Source organism: Candidatus Binatus sp., assembly GCF_030646925.1.
Taxonomy (GTDB): Bacteria; Desulfobacterota; Binatia; order Binatales; family Binataceae; genus Binatus.
Window position 1 is genome coordinate 1 of record NZ_JAUSKL010000083.1, and the last position, 17,675, is coordinate 17,675.

The following is a 17,675-nucleotide window of genomic DNA, read 5'->3' on the forward strand; positions in this document are numbered from 1 at the left end:
GCAATCGACAGCGTGAAATGGTTCCCCGGATGGTCGCGCGATCGCATCCGCAATATGACCGAGACGCGTCCCGACTGGACGCTCTCGCGCCAGCGCGCGTGGGGCGTGCCGATTCCGGCGCTTAGATGCGCCGAATGCGACGAAGTCGCGCTCGATCTCGCGACCATGGATCGGGTGCAGAATATCTTCGCCGCCGAAGGCTCTGACGCGTGGTTCAGCCGGCCGGCGGCGGATTTCGCCGCGCCGAATCTCAAATGCGCGAAATGCGGCGGCGCGGCCTTCATCAAGGAAAACGACGTCCTCGACGTGTGGTTCGATTCCGGCGCGTCGCAGGCCGCAGTGCTGGCGGCGCGGCCCGAACTGACCTGGCCCGCCGACGCCTACCTCGAAGCGGTCGAGCAGGCGCGCGGATGGTTCGGCTCGTCGCTGGTGTGCGCCGTCGCCGATCGCGGTGTCGCGCCATTTCGCAACGTGATCAATCACGGCCTGACCGTCGATGAGCAAGGGCGCAAGATGGCGAAGTCTCTGGGCAACTCCGAGGACGCCGCCGACGCTGTGAACCGAATTGGCGCCGACGTCTTGCGGCTGGTGTACGCGTCGCTCGACTACACCACCGAAATCGCGCTCGGCCAGACGATTTACGGCGCGGTTTCCGAGTCGTATCGAAAAATTCGCAACACCTGCCGCTTCGTGCTCGGCAATCTCGCCGATTTCGATCCCGCGAGCGACAGTGTGCAGTTGAGTGAGATGCTCGAATTCGATCGCTTCATGCTCGACCGCACCGAGAAGCTCAAGGATGAAGTCTGGCGCGCCTACGACGTGTTCGATTTTCAGGCCGCGTATCACGCGATACTTAATTTCGTCGTGGTCGATCTCAGCTCGCTCTATATAGATGTCGCGCGCGACCGCCTCTATTGCGACGCCGCGAAATCGCTCAAGCGCCGCTCGGCGCAGACGACGCTATTCATCGTGCTCGACACGCTGCTACGGATGCTCGCGCCGCTGATTCCGTTCACTGCCGAGGAAATCTATGCGCATCTGCCGGGCGCTCGTCTCGACAGCGTGCATCTACTGACGATGCATCCGGCTGATCCAGCGCGGCGCGACGGCGACCTCGAATCGCGCTGGGCGCGGCTGCTGCAAATCCGCGACGAGGCGCTGAAACTGCTCGAGGCGATGCGCAAAGCTGGTGCGATCGGTGCTTCGCTCGAAGCGTCGGTCAGCATCGCGGTGGGCGAGGGTCTCGATATCGCAGCGAATCGCGACTTGCTGAAGGACCTGTTTATCGTGTCGAAAGTCGAAGCCCTCGACGACGCTAACGCTGCGTCGATTCGCCGCGAAGCGGCTGGGCGCGAGGACTTTTCGGTAAATGGCGATTTCGCGCGCGCGCCGACCCATCCAGCGATCACGATTGTCGGACGGCACGCGCCGGGCGTGAAGTGCGCGCGATGCTGGACCTATTTCGACGACGGCGGCGACCCCGAGTTGTGTCCGCGATGCCGCACCGTGGTGAGGGCGTAATCCGATGAGCCTCGAAGGCGCGATCGCAGAGTCGGATCAGTCGGCAGTGTCGGCAAACGTCGCGGTCGCAACCGCGCCGCCGCGCCGCTCGCCGATGCTGCTGCTCATTCTCGTCACGATTCCGGTGCTCGCGCTCGATCAGGCGAGCAAGTTGTTCGTCAAGGCGCACATGTCGCTCTACCAGACGATCCCGCTCATCAATCACTACGTGGATCTTACCTACACGCAAAATCCCGGCGCGGCATTCAGCATGTTCGCCGCGTACTCGCCGTGGTTCCGCGAGGCGTTTCTGTTTTCGATGTCGGCGGCCGCGATCGTCGTGCTGCTGGCGATGCTGATTCGCGCCGAGCGCATCTCGATCACCTCGATCGCGTTCGCGCTCATTCTGGCCGGCGCGGCCGGCAACCTGATCGATCGCTCCGTCCACGGCCAGGTGATCGATTTCATCCGCCTGCATTACTACGACTGGAGCTATCCGATCTTTAATGTCGCCGACAGCGCGATCTCGATTGGCGTCGTCATGATCGTGCTGGCGACTTTTTTCGCGCGCGACGATGAAAAGCTTCCAGCCGCGGACTGATCGCGCGGGTTTGACGCCAGCGCCTTGTCAAGTCTAGTTTCGCGAAGTAGCAGCGGCCCCCAAGCATCCAAGAGCACAGGCTGAAGCCTGTGCCACGCAGAGGAGCATTTCGATGAAAGCAATCAACACGGTCACGGGAACCATCAATCCGGAGCAACTCGGAACCACGCTGATGCACGAGCATCTGCTGATCGGATGGGCCGGATGGGAACTCGATTGCCAGGCGCCGAAGTTCGAACGCAAGGCCGCGCTCAAGAATTGCGTCGAGCGGCTGAAGGAATTGCGCGACCTCGGGCTGACTTCATTCGTCGATCCGTGCCCGATGGATATCGGCCGCGACGTCACTTTCATGGCGGAAGTGGCGTCGGCCTCTGGCATCAACATCATCTGCTCGACCGGCCTCTACAAGGAGGACCTCGGCAACACCGCATATTTCAAGCAGCGCACCGTTGACGATATCGCGGCGGTCTATGTCAGCGAGATCAACAAGGGCATCGCCGATACTGGAATCAAGGCGGGAATCATCAAGTGCGCGACCGGCAAGGGCATGATCACCACTTATGAAGAGAATTGCCTCCGCGCGGCCGCGCGGGCGCAGAAGATCACCGGCGTGCCAATCACGACGCATACCGAAGAAGGCACGATGGGCCGCGAGCAGCTCGACATTTTCGCGTCGGAAGGAGTGGACCTGAAACACGTGATCATTGGGCATAGCTGCGGATCGTCAGACTTGAGCTATCACGTGGCGATGCTTGATCGCGGCTGCGTCCTCGGCTTCGATCGCTTCGGCCTGGATTTCGCGCATCCCGACAAATTGCGCCTCGCGTCGCTGATCGGCTTGCTCGGCGTGGGCTACCAGAATCAGCTCGTGCTATCGCACGACACGGTCGCATGCTGGCTGGGACGCGGACTCGAGCTGCCGCCCGAAACCGCAAAGCTGATTAAGAATTGGACGCCGACGCACGTGTTCAAGAACATTGTGCCTGCGCTCAAGGAGGCCGGCGTCGGTGAAGCAAAAATCCGCGCGATGCTGGTCGAGAATCCGCGGCAGTATTTCAATTAGCGCGAACTGCGCGCGGGCAAATCGCTAACGAATCGATCGCGGCGCATCTACTTCGATGCGCCGTGATGCTCCGGCCTGTGATTCTTCGCCGGCTCGGATATCCCGGACTCGACATGCTCGCGCCATTTGTCGATCGCCTCGACGGTAAAGCGCCAGTCGCTGCCGACCCTGAAAGCCGGCAACTGATGCCTTCTCAGCATCCGGTAGATCGTCGATGGATGCACTCTCAGGTAGCTCGAAACTTCCTGAACCGTCAGAACCTTGCTCTTCATCTGGTCGAAACGTTCCATGAGAAAACCTCGCTCTTGGCGTTTCTCCCCTCGAAATTCCCTCCCTGTGTGGTTGGCCCGGGACCGGACGGCCCCGCACGACTAACTACTCTTCAAGCAAATCACACGCGTCGTATCCAGACAACGATCGTCCATTTCAGCCAAGCGGGCTCAGCATTTCGTCGATCGTAAGCCGCCGCGTGAGTGAATGCCCGAGCCGATCGAGCAGCACGAATTCGACCGCGCCCTCGACGCGTTTTTTGTCGAGTTTGAGCGCGCGCATGAAGTCGTCGGTCTGCCATCCGGCCGGCAATTCGGTCGGCAATCCGGCGCGCGCGATCAATCGCTCCAATCGCGAAGCCTCGTCGGCGGAGAAGCCGGCGTAACGCGATGATAGCCGCGCCGCCGCGACCATCCCGATCGCGACCGCCTCGCCGTGCAAGTATTTTCCGTAACCCGCACTTGCCTCGATCGCGTGGCCGATCGTGTGTCCGAAATTCAGCGTCTTGCGCAGCCCGCCCTCGTGTTCATCGGCGGAAACCACCGCGGCCTTGTGCGCGAGCGATCGCGCCACCATGTCTTCGAGTACGTTCGCGTCGCGCGCGAGAATCGAATCGAGCGTCCGCTCGAGATCGGCGATCATCGGCGCATCCATGATCGCGCCATACTTGATTACTTCGGCCAGACCTTCGAGCAATTCGCGCTCCGGCAGGGTCGCGAGCGTCGCCACGTCGGCGACAATCAGGCGCGGTTGGTAAAACGCGCCGATCAGATTCTTCGCGTGCCGATGATTGATGCCGGTCTTGCCGCCGAGCGACGAATCGACCTGTGCGACAACCGTTGTCGGCACCTGCACCAGCGGCACGCCGCGCAAAAATGTGGCCGCGGCAAATCCGCCGAGATCGCCGGCGACACCGCCGCCGAGCGCGAATATCGCTGCATTGCGATCGAGGTTCGCCGCCGTCATGCGATCGTAGAGCGTCTCGAGCGTCGCCGCGGATTTGCTCGCCTCGCCCGCCGGAAATGAAATCGTAGTCGGCGCAAAACCGCTCTTTCGGAGCGCGTCCGCGGCGCGCGCAGCGTAGAGGTTCTCGACGTTGGAATCGGTGATGATCGCGCACGGCCCCGCGCTCAGCCCCGCGTCCAGCGCCAGTTCGCCAAGGCGATCCAGAAGTCCTGCGCCGACGTGCGCGGAGTGCGACGATGCGCCGAGCGCGATTTCAATCGTGCGCATCGCTATGCCCGCGTCCCGCTCATCTGGACACCATGCCTCTTCGTGCCGCGCACGCCGAAAACTCCGCGAGCACCAGGTCCGCCGCCTGCTCGACGCTCAGTTCGGAACTGTCAATTTGCAGATCTGCGCGCGCGTACGCCTCGCGCCGTTCTTCCATCAATTCCTTGATTCGCTCGAGCGTCGATTTTCCGCGCTCCATCAACTTCGGCCGCACCGTTTTCGATCGAGCCACGCGAGCCGCGATGACCTCTGGCCGCGCCGTCAGGCAAATCACCACGCCGGCTCGCTTCAACGCTTCGCAATTCGCGCGATCCATCAGCGCGCCGCCGCCAGTCGAGATTACTTCGGGCCGAATGCCGTGGCAGTGAGGGCATCGCCGATGGATGTCGGCGAGCCGAGCTATCGCTTCGCGTTCGAGTGCTCGAAATTTTGCTTCGCCGTCATCGGAAAAAATTTGCGCGATCGGTTTGCCAGCGCGCGCGATTATTTCCGCGTCGCTATCGAGGAAATGCCAGCCGAGCCGACTTGCTACCAGCGGACCAACCGTGCTTTTTCCGCTCGCCATAAATCCGGTGAGGATGAGTTTCGGCGTCATCTGAGATCGCGTCGCGAGGCCGCGGCGATTCTTCCGCTTGAAATTTGCCGCTTAGTAATTGCGGACTTGCTCCTGGAAACCCTTCAGATTGCGAGCGATCTCGGTCAACGAATCACCGCCAAATTTATCCAGAAACGCCGCCGCGATCTCGAATGCAACGACCGCCTCCGCGATCACTGCGGCCGCCGGAATTGCGCACACGTCGGATCGCTCGATCGCGCCGACCGCTTCCGCCTTGGTCTTGATATCGACCGAACGCAGCGGCCGCATCAGCGTCGAAAGCGGCTTGAACGCAACTCTCACCCGGAGCGGCTCACCGGTACTCATCCCGCCTTCGGTGCCGCCCGAGTTGTTCGAATGACGCGTGAAGCGCCGCGCCTCGGCGTCGTAGCCGATTTCGTCATGCAGCGCGGAACCGCGAATTCTTCCCGCGGTAAAACCGAGGCCCAGCTCGACGCCCTTGGCCGCCTGCAAACTTAGCAGCGCGTGCGCGAGCCGTCCGTCGAGTTTGCGATCCCAATGCACGTGACTGCCGAGGCCGACCGGCAAGCCGCTCACGATCACCTCGACGATTCCGCCGAGCGTGTCGCCGGCTTTTTTGCATTCATCGATCTCGGCGATGATGTTTTTCTCCGCCTCCGCGTCAGCCACGCGCACCTGCGATTCCTCCGTGATGCGCCGCAATTCGTCGATACCGAGATTGGTGGGCGTGTCCGCATCGGTTGCGCCGATCGTCGCGACATAACCGAGCACGTCGATTCCGAATGGCGAGAGAATCTGCCGCACGAGGCCGCCGATTGCCACGCGCGCCGTGGTTTCCCGCGCCGACGCCCGTTCGAGCACGTCGCGGATATCGTCGAGGTTGTATTTCAGCACGCCCGCGAGATCGGCGTGGCCGGGACGCGCGCGCGTCACCGGCGTCGCCTCGCCGCGATCAGCCGGATCGATCGACATCCGCTTGACCCAGTTTTTGAAATCGCGATTCTCGATTATCAGCGTGATCGGACTGCCGAGCGACTTGCCGAAGCGGATTCCCGACACCGGGCGCGCTTCGTCCTTTTCAATCAGCATCCTGCCGCCGCGGCCATAGCCTTTCTGGCGGCGCGCGAGGTCGCGGTTGATCGTCGCGAGATTGATCGCGAAGCCGGCGGGTACTCCCTCGACTATCGTGACCAGTTCGGGGCCGTGCGATTCTCCAGCGGTGAGGAAACGAAGCATCTATTATCCTGGCCCGCGACTCGCTCGAGCCGGGGCAATTCGATTCAACCAGACTCGCGGCGCGCGTGAAAGCGGGGGCCTTTTCGCGATTCGATTTGGCAGCAGGTGGTGGCGCGCGCTCCGGCGGCCGCGCATTATTGCATTCGCCGATCCGGCGCGTGGCGCGCGGCAACTTGCGATGCAGGCAAACATTGTAATCGTCGGCACGGCGCGGGGATTCGATCAACTCACCTATGCGATTCCGCGCGAACTCGACGGCCGCATCCAGCCGGGCCATCTGGTGCTCGTGCCGCTGCGATCGCGCCGCCTGACCGGCATCGTCACCGGGCTCGGCGAGGAACTTTCGCGCGAGCCGCTGAAGCCGATCATCGAATTGCTCGAACCGCGCCCGCTCTTCGATCGCGCTCATCTCGAGCTGATGGAATTTCTTTCGTCGTACTACATGGTCTCGCTCGCCGAGGCCTATCGCAGCGTGATTCCCGCGCTCGCGAGGGTCGAATCACGCACCGCGTATCGCCTCGGCGCCGAACCGGATCCACTCGCTCGCGCAACCTTCACAATCGTCGAGCGTGCGATCGTCGAGGCCGTGTCCAAACGTCCGATGACGCCGCGCCAACTCGAAAAATTCGGCACCCGCAACGAAGTCCGCGCAGCGCTTGCTCGATTCATCGGCGACGGAACGCTTCAGCGCCGCGATAGCATGCAGGGGCGGCATCGCGACGCGTCCGACACGATTGCTCGCATCGCGCACGACGCGGATGTCACCGGCGTTCGCGGCCTCAGACAGCGCGCGGTGCTCGACGCGATCCAAAAGAATGGAGAATCGGGAAGGCGCGTCGAAGAGCTGAAACTCGAAATCGACGGCGCCGGCGCGATTCTGAAAAGCCTCGCGCGCCGCGGCCTGATCGAAATCGAGGCCGCACCTCCTGATGCGCACCAACTCGCCGCAACACCGGGATTCGATCTCACCGACGAGCAGCGAATCGCGCTCGACGCGATCATGCCGGCAATCGAAAAGCGCCGCTACGAGGCCTTTCTGCTCTGGGGCGTGACCGCGAGCGGCAAGACCGAAATTTATCTCAACCTCGCCGCACGCGCTCTCCTGGAAGGCCGCAGCGTTTTGTTCATGGTCCCTGAAATTGCGCTCGCCGACGAAATCGTTCGATCGTTTCGCGCGCGCTTCGGCTCGCTGGTCGGTATCGCACATAGCGCGCAGAACGTCTCCGAGCGATGGGCCAGTTGGATGGCGGCGCTCGGCGGCGAGGCACGAATCATGATCGGTCCGCGCTCGGTGATTTTCGCGCCAATTCACGACCTCGGCCTGATCGTCGTCGATGAAGAGCACGACGCGTCGTACAAAAATGAGGAAGGCATCCGCTATCACGCGCGCGATCTCGCCGTCGCCCTCGCGGGATTTTCGAAATGTCCAGTCGTGCTCGGTTCAGCGACGCCGTCGAGCGAATCGTTCGCCAACTCCCGGCGCGGACGATACCGCTTGCTTAGATTGTCGCGCCGCGTGAACGAGCGCGCACTGGCGCAGGTCGAAATTATCGATATGCGCCGCGAGATTGCCGAGGCTCGCAAAATCTCCGACGCGCAAATCGCCGCGGGCGCGCCTAAATCGATCAATGGCGCAGTTGCAGGTGGCTCTGTCGGAAAGAAGGAATCCGCATCGGAGACATTACCACTTTCATCCGCATTGATCGCCGCGCTGCGCGAGAACCTCGCGTCGGGCGGCCAGAGTATCGTCTTTCTGAATCGGCGCGGGTTCCACAATTTTCTGCAATGCCACATCTGCGGCAACGTGATTGCCTGCGCGAATTGCAGCGTCAGCATGACGTTTCATATGCGCGACCGCTCGCTCCGATGCCACTATTGCGGCAGTCACACAGCAGCGCCGGATACTTGTCCCGAATGCCGCGGCTACGGACTGAAGGGCCAGGGCTTCGGCACCGAACGCCTCGCCGAGACGCTCGCGCAGTTGATTCCCGATGCTCGTATCGAGCGGATGGATTCCGACACCAGCGGACTCAAGGGAGCGCGGGCGCGGATGCTGGCCGAGTTGCGCGCGCGCGAAATCGATATCCTCGTCGGCACTCAGATGATCACCAAGGGTTTCGATTTTCCCGGCGTCACGCTGGCCGCGGTGGTGCTCGCCGACATGGCGCTCAACATGCCGGATTTCCGATCTGCGGAGCGCACGTTTCAGTTGCTCACGCAGGTCGCCGGCCGCGCCGGCCGCGGTGAGCGCGCCGGCCGCGTGATTATCCAGACCTACGCGCCCAACCACTACAGCATCCGCGCGGCGAAGGACCAGGACTACGCGCGCTTCATCAAGCGCGAGTTGCAGTTGCGGCGCGATCTGATGTATCCGCCGTTTGCGAGACTCGCGATGGTGCGAATTGAAGGCGTCGATTCAGACCGCGTGCGCAAGCTCGCCGAGGCAGTCGCGAAATCGCTCGCGCGAGCGGCGACGCCCGACGGCATGCGCGTCCTCGGCCCGGCGCCCGCTCCGATCGAACGAATCAAGCAGCGCTACCGATGGCAAGTGATGATAAAATCGCGCGAACTGAAGCCGATGCGCGAGGCGCTCGCGTCGATGCGCGCGGAACTTGGCGATGCGGCTGAACGCGGCGAAATTTATCTCGCGATCGATATCGATCCAGTCAGAATGCTTTGACTCAAAAAAATCAGGATGCTTTGAATCAAAAAAACCAGATGAGCGAACAACATCCACATCATCCGATTAATTCCGCAATTCATCACGTGCCGCAGTCGCGCCATACGTTCGAAGCGAGGATGAAGGACGGCGCGATCATCCGCATTCGCCAGCACGGGAATCCCGCGGGTCCGCGACTGTTCCTGAGTCACGGCAACGGACTCGCGATCGACGGCTACTTTCCGTTCTGGGGGCCGCTGCGCGATAAGTACGAAGTGATCGCTTTCGACTTCCGCAATCACGGGCACAATCCGCTGCATACTGCCGAAGGGCACACCTGGCCCAATTTTATCGACGATCTCGACGCGGTCTTCGATGCGGTCAATCGCGAGCTTGGGGTAAAGCGCGCCGCCGGCCTGTTCCATTCGATGTCGGGCGTCGCGGCTGCGATGCACGCGTTCAAGTTCGGCCGTCGCTTCGACGCGTTGGTGCTCTACGATCCGCCGATTTATCCGCGCGAGGGGCATCCGGTTCGGTACCTGCAGCAGAACGACAAGGATTCGCTGTCGTCGCGCGCCGCGCGCCGGCCCGAGCGCTACAAAGATCCGCTCGATCTCGCAAAACAATTTGCGCGGCGCTTCAAGCGCTGGGTTCCGGGCGCGGACGAACTGATGGCGCGAGCGACGCTGCGCCACGATCGCGCGAGCGGCGACTGGATTCTTGCCTGTCCGCGCGAGTTCGAGGCGCAGATATTCGCGTTCAATGCCGATCCCGGATTGTGGCAGAAGATCGCTCGATGCCCGGTGCCGCTCAAGCTGGTCTGCGGCGATCCCGCGCTCGAAGACGTGATGCCGCCCGCGTTGATCGGCAAAGCGATCGCCGAAGAATCGGGCCTGCCGTACGAAGCGATCCCTGACACGACGCATTTTCTGCAAATCGAGCGGCCAGCCGAAAGTTTTCGCGCCGCCGAAACTTTTCTGGCCGAACACGGCCTCGCCGCCGACGGCGCCTGAAGATCCCTCCGCTACTTGCCGACGCGATTAAGCCAGTAGCCGGGGCGCCGCTTTAGATGCGCCACGGCCACGATTCGAATCTCCGCAGGTAACTCGATGAATACCGCTGAATAAGGGAAGCGCGACAGTGGCGCGCGCCTAATGTTTAGATCAGGAGCGGCGTCGAGCAGTCTTGGAAACGATGCTGGCCGGGTTTCGATCAGCCGCAATACGGCTTCGAATTCGTTGAGGAAGTCCTCGGCCAGACCGGGGCGCTGCGACTCGTACCACGCCGCCGCTTCGCTAAGCTCTGCGACTGTCTCGGGCGCGAGCCGGACAGACTTCACTTGCGCGGCAGATGCTCGCTTACTTGGGCCCGGGCCGCTTCCCACGACAGTCCGCCGCTACCGGAGAGCGCCTCGCGTGCGCGACGCTCCACCTCTGCTATCCATTGCTCGTCGGAACGTTCATCGCCGGTCGTCGGGCGCGGCAGGCTGTCGAGCAACTCGCTTACCAGTTCGGCGCGCTCAGCATCCGGAAGCAGCAAGGCATCCCTCAGTACTTTTCTCGCGGATTCGGACATGGCTCTAGTCTAATCCGCTCGACGCTCATAACGGAAGCTGGGCCGAACGAATCGATGCCAGTCGGGAGTAACTTTCGGCGCCATCGAGCGTTTGATAGATTCAAGCTACACGGTTCATCCAGATGGCGCTGCTCAGAATCCGCAAATTTCCCGACGACGCACTCAAGACGCCCGCCGCTCCGGTCGCCGATATCAACGGCTCGACCGCCGCGTTGATCGACAGCATGGTGCAGACGATGTACGCCGCGCCGGGCGTAGGCCTGGCCGCGCCGCAGGTCGGCGAATCGCAGCGCATCATCGTGCTCGACACCGATCACGAAGATCCTGGCAAGCATCTGCTGAAGCTGATCAATCCGCGGGTGGTCGAAGCCGAAGGCAGCATCGTGTGGGAAGAGGGATGCCTCTCGGTGATCGATTACACCGCCGACGTCGAACGCGCCGCGCGAGTGCTGGTGCGCGCGTGGACGCCGGAACAGAAGGAAATCGAGCTCGAAGCCGACGAGTTGCTCGCGGTCGCGCTGCAGCATGAGATCGATCATCTCGACGGCAAGTTGTTCATCGATCGGATCAGCCGGATCAAGCGCGAACTCTACAAGCGCAAACTGAAAAAGCTCATCAAGGAGGGCAAGGCCGATAGCGAGCGCCCCTCCACCGTCCGGATTTAAGGCAGCAACGCCGCTCAGGATCGTCTTCATGGGCACGCCGAGTCTGGCGGCTCATATCCTGGAGCGCATGATCGCGGCGTCGCGTCCGCCTTCTGATGATGCGGCGTCGAATGCGCGCTTTCACGTCGTCGGCGTCATCACGCGGCCCGATCAACCGCGCGGACGCCGTCTTCAGATGGAGCCGAGCGAGGTCGGCGCAGTGGCGGCGCGGCACGCGATTCCGACGCTTAAGCCGGTGAAGATTCGCACGCCCGAGTTTCTCGCCGAGCTGATAGCATTCGAGCCCGACCTGCTCGTCGTCGCGGCGTACGGGAGAATTCTGCCGCAATCGATTCTCGACGTACCGAAGATCGCGCCGATCAACGTGCACGCGTCGTTGTTGCCGAAATATCGCGGCGCCGCGCCAATCGAAGCGGCGATTCTCGCCGGCGAGCATGAAACCGGCGTGACGATCATGCGGATAATCGAGCAAATGGATGCGGGCCCGACGTACCTGCATCGCAGGATTCCGATTGCGCCCGACGACACACAAGGCACGCTCAAGGAAAAACTGGCTGAGCTTGGCGCAGATGCGATACTCGAGGCGATCGCGTTGCTGATTCGCGGCGAGCTCAAAGAAACTCCGCAGGACGAAGCGGCGGCAACTTACACGTCGCAAATCGAAAAAGCCGACGCCGCGATTGATTGGAGCAAACCCGCGAGCGCGATCGAGCGGATGACGCGCGCGTACGATCCATGGCCGGTCGCGCGAACGACGCTCGGGGGCGAGGAAATTCTCATCTGGCGCGCGGCCGTCGAAAATGAAAGGTCGAGTAGCGAAGTGCCTGGCACGATCGTGAACCTGAAGCCGAGTCCGATCGTGCAATGCGGCGTCGGACGGCTCCGGCTGATCGAGGTGCAGGCGCCGGGACGCAAACGGATGCCGGCCGCGGATTTTTTTCGCGGCAAGCGCATCGGCGTTGGCGCGCGGCTGGGCGCATGAGCGCGAGGCTGGACAAATGAGCGAACGCCCTGCCAGTTCGATTCGACGCGCAAGTCCCGCGGCGCGCGCCGCCAACGAAGGAATCGCGTCGCGGCTCGCGGCGGTCGAGATTCTGCTTCGCGTCGACGAGCAAAACGGATATGCCGACGTGCTGCTCGGCGCGCGATTGCCGGAATTCAAGCTGAGCGATCGGCGGCTTATCACGCGGCTGGTGCTCGGCACGATCGCATGGCGCGCACGCATCGATTACGAACTCGCGCTGCTGACCGGCCGCCGGCTCGATGGGATTCAGCCGCCGGTGCTCGCGATCATGCGGATGGGCCTCTTCCAGTTGCGGTTTCTCGATCGCGTTCCGCAGCACGCGGTGGTCGATACCGCCGTCAGCCTCGCGAAGAGAATTCCGGAGGCGCGCAAGGCGTCAGGCTTCGTGAACGCCGTCATGCGCCGCGCGACTCGCGAGCAGCCCGCATTGCCGAATCGCGCGCGCGACGAAAATCGTTTTCTCGCGATCGCGTATTCGCATCCGCGGTGGATGGTCGAGCGCTTCGTCGCGTCATTCGGCGCTGCGGATGCCGAGCGCCTGATGGCCGCAAACAACGAAGCCGCGCCGAACGCGATTCGCCTGAATCTGAAGCGCGGCACGCGCGACGAAATAATCGCGCGGCTCATCGAAGAAGGATTCGAAATTGGCGACGGCGGCCGCGCGCCCGAAACGATCGTGCTCAATGGAGCGGCAAACTTCGAATCGAGCGCGTATCGTGATGGACTTTTTCACGCACAGTCGGAGGCGTCGCAGATGGTCGCGCGGATGCTCGCCCCGCCGATCGGCGCTACCGTCGTCGATTGTGCCGCGGCGCCGGGAGGAAAGAGTTCTCATCTCGCGGAGATGGTCGGCGAGCGCGGCCGGGTTATCGCGCTGGACCTTAATTTTGCCGGTCTCAAGAATGCGCGCGACGTCGCGAATCGATTGCGTCACGACAATATCAGCTTCGTGCGCGCCGACCTCGCGTCCGCGATTCCGCTGCCGCCGATGCGGTTCGATTACGTTCTGCTCGACGCTCCTTGCACCGGACTCGGCACGCTGCGGGAGCATCCGGAGATTCGCTGGCGCGTCGGTCCGCAGGATCCGGCTCGGATGGCGGCGATCCAGTTGCGGATGCTCGAGCACGCCTCCTCGATCGTGCGATCTGGCGGAGCGGTCGTCTATTCGGTTTGCAGTATCGCGCCCGAAGAAGGAATCGGCGTGATCGATTCGTTTTTACAGCATCATCGCGAGTTCGACATCGATCGTGAACTCGAGCATCGAGAGGAGTTTGAGGGCGTGCTCGATGCGCGCGGCTTGATGCAGACGCGTCCCGATATCGGCGGGCTGGACGGATTCTTCGCCGCGCGCCTGAAACGTCGATGACAACGGGAGCAGATTGCCGCAGTCATTCCGTGTCATCCCTAGCGAGCCTTGCGACGAGGGATCCCGGATCCGGGTTTCACCCTTCGGCTGCGCAGCCTTCGCCTCAGAATGACACGGAGTAGGTCGCACGGGATCACCGGGATGAAAAGGAATCGGCGATGGACTTAATCACGCAGCACAAGACGATGGCGCAGTACAACTCGCGCATGAATCACGGCATCTACGCACGCACTATTTCAATCATCAGACGCATCATCGCGGGCAGCTTACGGCGATGATGCATCAACTTGGCCGCGATCCGAGCGTAACCGATCTGCTCGCGATGTTCCGCACCGCTGTGTGAATGATAGCGCCTGCGGATTGAGTCAAGTTATCGGATCGAAGCAGTCGGACAAACGACAAGCTCGATGCGAGGCCTAATCCTCGTACTTGTCGTGGTGGCGGACCCACGCTTGCGGGAACGGCAGCCCGTCTTCGTCGCGTCCCTTGGGCACGAGGTCAAGCAAGTGATACGCGCCGTTCATCATGTCGAGGCCGCGCTGATAGCACGAATAGGTGTGGAACACGGCGCCGCCGTCGTCCTTATAGAAGGCGCTGATACCCGCGTTCTCGGTCATCGAAGTTTTCTCGCGGCGGTAATTGATTTCGATTTCGCCCTGCGCAATCTCTTCCGGCGAATGCGACACGTGATAGTCGAAATTGAAGTCGCTGCCGAATGACGACAGCCACGGGAACGTCCATCCCATCCGGCGCTTGAACGCTTCGATCTTGGCGAGCGGCGCGCGCGAAACGGCGACCAGGGTCACGTCGCGATGCGCCAGATGCACGACGATTCCGTTGTAGTTGTCGGCCCAGAACGAACAGTGCTTGCATCCCTCGGCCCAACTCGGGTCGAACATGAAATGATAGACGATAAGCTGGTGTGGCCGGCGAAGAGATCGGCTAGAGTCTGCTTGCCGTCCGGTCCATCGAAAACATAATCCTTTTCCACGCGCACCCACGGGAGATCGCGCCGCTGCCGATTCAATTCATCGCGGAGCTTGGTGAATTCCTTTTCCTTCGCGAGGAACTGCGTGCGCGCCTCGAGCCATTCGTCCCGCGAAACAATTTTTCCATTTTGCATGCCGGACCTCTTTCCCGAGCGGATTTGTTCGCCGATCGGTTTCGCTGATGGGTACCTGATTACTCAATTGTCAATCCGTCTTTCAAGGCATCGTGGAGAACCTTCAGAGTGGCGATAGGATGCATCCAGTGACTCGAGCGCCCGGCGGTTACACCGACAACACCGGCAGTTAGCGCGCATCGCCAGCGGCGCGTGGTTGCGCTAATGTCATCCCGCGTCAACGGTTCATCGAGAACCGTCGATGGGGGAGCCTGGTTTGCACGCGAGCGTACTTTCGAGCGCGTTGGTAGGAGTCGAAGCGGTCCCGGTCGAAGTGGAGGTCGACATCGGGGCGGGCACGCCGCCGCATCGGATGGTCGGACTCGCGGAGGGCGCGGTCAAGGAGTCGCTCGACCGGGTGAAATCGGCGATCAAAAATTCCGGCTTCGAATTTCCGACCCGCAAAATGACGATCAATTTCGCGCCGGCGGATACGCGCAAGGAGGGCTCAGCATTCGACTTGCCGCTCGCGCTGGGAATCCTCGCGGCCAGCAGCGCGCTCAAGGATCGAGCACGACTACGCCGTTACCTGGTGCTGGGCGAGTTGGCCCTCGACGGACGAATCAAGGGCATCCGCGGCGCGCTCGCGTCGGCATTGCTCGCGCGCGCCAGCAAGTTCGACGGAGTGATCCTGCCGCGCGAGAATGCCGGCGAGGCGTCGGTCGTGGGCGACACCGCGGTGCTCGGCGTCGAGTCGCTCCGCGAAGTCTTCGAGTTCTTCGCCGGCTTGCGGACGGTCGAGCCGACCTCGACCAGAATCGAAGACGTGTTCGGCGCGGCGAGCGTGTACGACGTCGACTTCAGCGAGGTCAAGGGCCAGGAGCAGGCCAAGCGCGCGCTCGAAGTCGCGGCGGCCGGCGGCCATAACGTGCTGATGATCGGGCCGCCCGGATCGGGCAAGACGATGCTCGCGAAACGGCTGCCCTCGATTCTGCCCGCGATGACCTTCGAGGAGGCGATCGAAACCACCAAGGTGCACAGCGTGATGGGGCTGCTCGACGGACGCGCGCTGATCTCGACGCGGCCGTTTCGCGCGCCGCATCATACGATCTCGGATGCCGGACTTATCGGCGGCGGCACAATCCCGCGGCCCGGCGAGGTCAGCCTCGCGCATCATGGGGTGTTGTTCCTCGACGAGTTGCCCGAGTTCCGCAAAAACGTGCTCGAGGTATTGCGCCAGCCGCTCGAAGACGCACGCATCACAATTTCCCGCGTGATGGGTACGCTGACGTTCCCGGCGAGCGTGATGCTGGTCGCCGCGATGAATCCGTGTCCCTGCGGATTTTACACCGACCCGCAGCATGAATGCTCGTGCGCGCCGATTGGAATCCAGCGCTATCGCTCGCGCATCTCGGGTCCGCTGCTCGATCGAATCGATATCCATATCGAAGTGCCCGCAGTCAAATATAAGGAACTGACGGGGCAAACCGCAGGCGAAGCTTCGCAATCGATTCGGGAGCGGGTGAATCGAGCGCGCGAAATTCAGCTCAAACGTTTCGCGGGGATGCCTTTTTTCTGCAACGCGCAAATGGGTTCGCGCGATTTGCACAAGCATTGCCAGATCGAGAGCGCGGGCGAGCGGCTGCTCGAGCTTGCGATCAATCGGCTCGGGCTGAGCGCGCGCGCCTACACGCGAATCCTCAAGGTGGCGCGCACAATCGCCGACCTCGACGATAGCGTCGCAATCGGGGCGCATCACGTGAGCGAGGCGATCCAGTATCGTTCGCTCGATCGCACCGCAATTTAGCCGGGAAACGGCCCGTTTTCGGGCCCTTGATTTGCTTTGCGCATTGGTATAGCTGATTCATCAAATAAGCTGAATTTATGACCATTTGGTTGGAAAGCTCCGTGATTGCGGGATTTCTCGAGGAGGGTCATCGATGGGCAGCGCAGCGAAAATGGCCGTTTTTGTGGTCATCGGCTCGGCACTAACGGTGGGGGCATTGATGATTGCCAGCTACCTTTCGAACGCCGCCGGCTAGCCGGATCTGTTCGGACAACTCTAAAGGGGGCGGCGGGCGTAAGCCGGGTTTTGCCGCTCGACCGAGTAACAACCCGCGCGCGATGTCGAGCGGACACCGAGATCCCTCGACTCCGGCAGCCTTCGCTCGGGATGACGGAAAGGGCAGGCCGCGGTTTGGAGATTACGTAAAATTTCCAGGCTCAACACCTTGTGTCATTCAGAGCCGAAGGCTGCGCAGGCGAAGAATCCCGGAAGATAACTGGCGCGGTAAGAGATCCGGGATTCTTCGCTGCGCTCAGAATCACAAAAGAGCGTAAAACCTCGGGACCGGCGGGGCGTTGCCGCTCATGCTAACAGGCCTTTGCCGGGGACGTGATTGATCTCGAGGCGGATGCCGTCCGGATCTTCGAACAGCACTGAGTAGTATCCCGGCGCCCACGATCCCTCTTCCGGCGGATGAACTATTTTCGCGTCGATGCTGCAGAGGTACTGGTACGCTTCATCGACGTGGGCGCGTTCGCGGGCGCGCAGGCATACGTGGTGCAGCCCGACGCGTCGTTGCTGAAATTTTTCGCCGCGATGAATATCGTCGGCCCGCACGATCCCAACCGCGGTCCTGCCGCCGACGCAATAGAGCGTGTCGTTGTTCCTGATGACTGGTTTCATCCCGAGATACGGCAGCAGCTTTTCGTAGAAGGGCAGGCACGCATCAAAGTTGCCCACTGTGAGCATCACATGCGCGACGCCGTTGATTTCCATTTTTTTCTCCTACTGCCGCAGC

The 17,675-nt window shown here is 62.0% G+C and carries 17 protein-coding genes and 1 pseudogene; 10 read left to right on the plus strand and 8 right to left on the minus strand.

The annotated features are described in order from the left end of the window. The 3 genes from Q7S58_RS14250 to Q7S58_RS14260 form a co-directional block, all read left to right on the plus strand. A partial coding sequence (locus Q7S58_RS14250) for a class I tRNA ligase family protein (protein ID WP_304826913.1) occupies window positions 1-1,521 on the plus strand: 1,521 nt, incomplete at its 5' end. A 4-nt stretch (window positions 1,522-1,525) separates the two neighbouring features. Continuing rightward, window positions 1,526-2,101, plus strand: a complete 576-nt coding sequence (gene lspA / locus Q7S58_RS14255) for a signal peptidase II (RefSeq protein WP_304826916.1) — start codon at window positions 1,526-1,528, stop codon at window positions 2,099-2,101. A gap of 112 nt (window positions 2,102-2,213) precedes the next feature. Then, window positions 2,214-3,164, plus strand: a complete 951-nt coding sequence (locus Q7S58_RS14260) for a phosphotriesterase (protein WP_304826919.1) — start codon at window positions 2,214-2,216, stop codon at window positions 3,162-3,164. Window positions 3,165-3,211: 47 nt separating this feature from the next. On the opposite strand, the gene Q7S58_RS14265 is transcribed toward Q7S58_RS14260, so the two are convergent. The 4 genes from Q7S58_RS14265 to aroC form a co-directional block, all read right to left on the minus strand. Next, complete coding sequence (locus Q7S58_RS14265) at window positions 3,212-3,454, minus strand: helix-turn-helix domain-containing protein (protein ID WP_304826922.1); 243 nt, start codon at window positions 3,452-3,454, stop codon at window positions 3,212-3,214. Window positions 3,455-3,590: 136 nt separating this feature from the next. Further along, entirely contained in the window at window positions 3,591-4,667 is a 1,077-nt protein-coding gene (aroB, locus tag Q7S58_RS14270; RefSeq protein ID WP_304826924.1) for a 3-dehydroquinate synthase, read from the minus strand. Between the two features lie 19 nt (window positions 4,668-4,686). After that, window positions 4,687-5,262: a shikimate kinase gene (locus Q7S58_RS14275; RefSeq protein ID WP_304826927.1), complete on the minus strand. Its 576-nt coding sequence runs from the start codon at window positions 5,260-5,262 to the stop codon at window positions 4,687-4,689. 51 nt (window positions 5,263-5,313) lie between these two features. Further along, on the minus strand, window positions 5,314-6,480 hold the full coding sequence (aroC, locus tag Q7S58_RS14280; RefSeq protein WP_304826930.1) for a chorismate synthase: 1,167 nt from the start codon (window positions 6,478-6,480) through the stop codon (window positions 5,314-5,316). Window positions 6,481-6,658: 178 nt separating this feature from the next. Between aroC and priA the strand changes: the two genes are divergently transcribed. After that, the gene (gene priA, locus Q7S58_RS14285) at window positions 6,659-9,160 is read left to right on the plus strand and encodes a primosomal protein N' (RefSeq protein WP_304826933.1); all 2,502 of its coding nucleotides are present in this window, start codon (window positions 6,659-6,661) and stop codon (window positions 9,158-9,160) included. Window positions 9,161-9,198: 38 nt separating this feature from the next. After that, entirely contained in the window at window positions 9,199-10,152 is a 954-nt protein-coding gene (locus Q7S58_RS14290) for an alpha/beta fold hydrolase (protein WP_304826937.1), read from the plus strand. An 11-nt stretch (window positions 10,153-10,163) separates the two neighbouring features. Here the strand turns inward: Q7S58_RS14290 and Q7S58_RS14295 are convergent, their stop codons facing one another. Both Q7S58_RS14295 and Q7S58_RS14300 read right to left on the minus strand, forming a co-directional pair. Beyond that, window positions 10,164-10,478, minus strand: coding sequence for a hypothetical protein (locus Q7S58_RS14295; protein WP_304826940.1), 315 nt, complete (start codon window positions 10,476-10,478; stop codon window positions 10,164-10,166). Further along, the gene (locus Q7S58_RS14300; protein WP_304826943.1) at window positions 10,475-10,678 is read right to left on the minus strand and encodes an addiction module protein; all 204 of its coding nucleotides are present in this window, start codon (window positions 10,676-10,678) and stop codon (window positions 10,475-10,477) included. The genes Q7S58_RS14295 and Q7S58_RS14300 overlap by 4 nt, the downstream gene beginning before the upstream one ends. Before the next feature lie 158 nt (window positions 10,679-10,836). Here Q7S58_RS14300 and def point away from each other — a divergent pair, with 158 nt between their 5' ends. The 4 genes from def (at window position 10,837) to Q7S58_RS22240 (ending at window position 14,112) form a co-directional block, all read left to right on the plus strand. Continuing rightward, on the plus strand, window positions 10,837-11,379 hold the full coding sequence (def, locus tag Q7S58_RS14305; protein ID WP_304826947.1) for a peptide deformylase: 543 nt from the start codon (window positions 10,837-10,839) through the stop codon (window positions 11,377-11,379). 19 nt (window positions 11,380-11,398) lie between these two features. Next, window positions 11,399-12,361, plus strand: coding sequence for a methionyl-tRNA formyltransferase (fmt, locus tag Q7S58_RS14310; RefSeq protein ID WP_304827141.1), 963 nt, complete (start codon window positions 11,399-11,401; stop codon window positions 12,359-12,361). Between the two features lie 16 nt (window positions 12,362-12,377). Continuing rightward, window positions 12,378-13,769 carry a 16S rRNA (cytosine(967)-C(5))-methyltransferase RsmB gene (gene rsmB, locus Q7S58_RS14315; RefSeq protein ID WP_304826951.1) on the plus strand — a complete coding sequence of 464 codons (1,392 nt, stop codon included), beginning with the start codon at window positions 12,378-12,380 and terminating at the stop codon, window positions 13,767-13,769. Between the two features lie 151 nt (window positions 13,770-13,920). Beyond that, a complete protein-coding gene (locus tag Q7S58_RS22240) occupies window positions 13,921-14,112 on the plus strand; it encodes a DinB family protein (protein WP_370655524.1) in 192 nt (63 codons plus the stop codon). Between the two features lie 73 nt (window positions 14,113-14,185). On the opposite strand, the pseudogene Q7S58_RS14320 reads toward Q7S58_RS22240, so the two are convergent. Continuing rightward, window positions 14,186-14,892, minus strand: a pseudogene (locus tag Q7S58_RS14320) (DUF899 domain-containing protein). A 241-nt stretch (window positions 14,893-15,133) separates the two neighbouring features. Between Q7S58_RS14320 and Q7S58_RS14325 the strand changes: the two are divergent. Continuing rightward, window positions 15,134-16,678: a YifB family Mg chelatase-like AAA ATPase gene (locus tag Q7S58_RS14325; RefSeq protein ID WP_304826958.1), complete on the plus strand. Its 1,545-nt coding sequence runs from the start codon at window positions 15,134-15,136 to the stop codon at window positions 16,676-16,678. A gap of 561 nt (window positions 16,679-17,239) precedes the next feature. Here Q7S58_RS14325 and Q7S58_RS14330 read toward each other — a convergent pair. Then, window positions 17,240-17,653: a VOC family protein gene (locus Q7S58_RS14330; protein ID WP_304826961.1), complete on the minus strand. Its 414-nt coding sequence runs from the start codon at window positions 17,651-17,653 to the stop codon at window positions 17,240-17,242. Window positions 17,654-17,675: the final 22 nt, after the last annotated feature.